The 2,019-nt window shown below is 57.9% G+C and carries 2 rRNA genes; both read left to right on the forward strand.

Annotated features, from left to right (window positions below):
• Positions 1–1,827, forward strand: a 23S ribosomal RNA gene (locus QSK36_RS42960); the annotation flags it as partial.
• Positions 1,828–1,892: 65 nt separating this feature from the next.
• Positions 1,893–2,009 (forward strand): 5S ribosomal RNA (rrf, locus tag QSK36_RS42965).
• The last annotated feature ends 10 nt before the right edge of the window (positions 2,010–2,019 follow it).

Genomic DNA, 2,019 nt, shown 5'->3' on the forward strand with positions numbered 1-2,019 from the left:
CTGGTGGTGGGTAGGGGAGCGTCGTGCGAACCGGTGAAGCCGCCGAGTGATCGTGTGGTGGAGGTCGTGCGAGTGAGAATGCAGGCATGAGTAGCGAGTCAGAAGTGAGAATCTTCTGCGCCGAATGACCAAGGGTTCCTGGGGCAGGTTCGTCCGCCCAGGGTAAGTCGGGACCTAAGGCGAGGCCGACAGGCGTAGTCGATGGACAACGGGTTGATATTCCCGTACCCGCTGTGATGCGCCCATATCGAATCCAGTGATACTAAGGGTCCTTAACCCGGTTGGCTCTTCGGAGCCGGCGTCAGGGTGAACGCCTGGCCTGATCTGGTAGTAGGTAAGCGATGGGGTGACGCAGGAAGGTAGCCCAGCCCGGGCGGTGGTTGTCCCGGGGTAAGCATGTAGGGGGAGAGATAGGCAAATCCGTCTCTCATATTCCCTGAGGTGTGATGCCGAGCCGATTGTGGCGAAGTGGGTGATCCTATGCTGCCGAGAAAAGCCTCTAGTGAGTGTCGCGGCGGCCCGTACCCTAAACCGACTCAGGTGGTCAGGTAGAGAATACCAAGGCGGTCGGGTGAACTGTGGTTAAGGAACTCGGCAAATTGCCCCCGTAACTTCGGGAGAAGGGGGACCTTTACTGGTGATCGGACTTGCTCCGTGAGCTGGTGGGGGTCGCAGTGGCCAGGGGGAAGCGACTGTTTACTAAAAACACAGGTCCGTGCGAAGTCGTAAGACGATGTATACGGACTGACGCCTGCCCGGTGCCGGAACGTTAAGGGGACCGCTTAGCATCTTTCGGGGTGCGAAGGTGAGAACTTAAGCGCCGGTAAACGGCGGTGGTAACTATAACCATCCTAAGGTAGCGAAATTCCTTGTCGGGTAAGTTCCGACCTGCACGAATGGCGTAACGACTTCCCCGCTGTCTCAACCACAGGCCCGGTGAAATTGCAGTACGAGTAAAGATGCTCGTTTCGCGCAGCAGGACGGAAAGACCCCGGGACCTTCACTACAGCTTGACATTGGCGTTTGGAGCGTCTTGTGTAGGATAGGTGGGAGACTGGGAAGCGGTAACGCTAGTTATCGTGGAGTCATTGGTGAAATACCACTCTGGTCGTTTTGGACGTCTAACCCGCGCCCGTGAATCCGGGTGGGGGACAGTGTCTGGTGGGTAGTTTAACTGGGGCGGTTGCCTCCTAAAAGGTAACGGAGGCGCCCAAAGGTTCCCTCAGCCTGGTTGGCAATCAGGTGTCGAGTGTAAGTGCACAAGGGAGCTTGACTGTGAGACTGACGGGTCGAGCAGGAGCGAAAGCTGGGACTAGTGATCCGGCATCGGCGTGTGGAAGCGGTGTCGCTCAACGGCTAAAAGGTACCCCGGGGATAACAGGCTGATCTTCCCCAAGAGTCCATATCGACGGGATGGTTTGGCACCTCGATGTCGGCTCGTCGCATCCTGGGGCTGGAGTAGGTCCCAAGGGTTGGGCTGTTCGCCCATTAAAGCGGTACGCGAGCTGGGTTTAGAACGTCGCGAGACAGTTCGGTCCCTATCCGCTGCGCGCGCAGGAGACTTGCGAGGGGCTGTCCCTAGTACGAGAGGACCGGGACGGACGAACCTCTGGTGTGCCAGTTGTTCCGCCAGGAGCACGGCTGGTTGGCTACGTTCGGTAGGGATAACCGCTGAAAGCATCTAAGCGGGAAGCTCGCCTCAAGATGAGGTCTCCCACCACCTTGTGTGGGTAAGGCCCCCTAGAGATGATGGGGTTGATAGGCCGGAAGTGGAAGCGCAGTAATGTGTGGAGCTGACCGGTACTAATAGGCCGAGGACTTGACCATGATGTGCTCGCGTTCACTATGTGATCTCAGAGACAGCAACCGTGTGGTTGTGTGTTTCATGGGGTTACGGCGGTCATAGCGGCAGGGAAACACCCGGTTACATTCCGAACCCGGAAGTTAAGCCTGTCAGCGCCGATGGTACTGCACCGGGGACGGTGTGGGAGAGTAGGACACCGCCGGACAATCTTTGTG

The organism is Microbispora sp. NBRC 16548 (genome assembly GCF_030268985.1).
In the GTDB taxonomy this organism is placed as follows: Bacteria; Actinomycetota; Actinomycetes; order Streptosporangiales; family Streptosporangiaceae; genus Microbispora; species Microbispora catharanthi.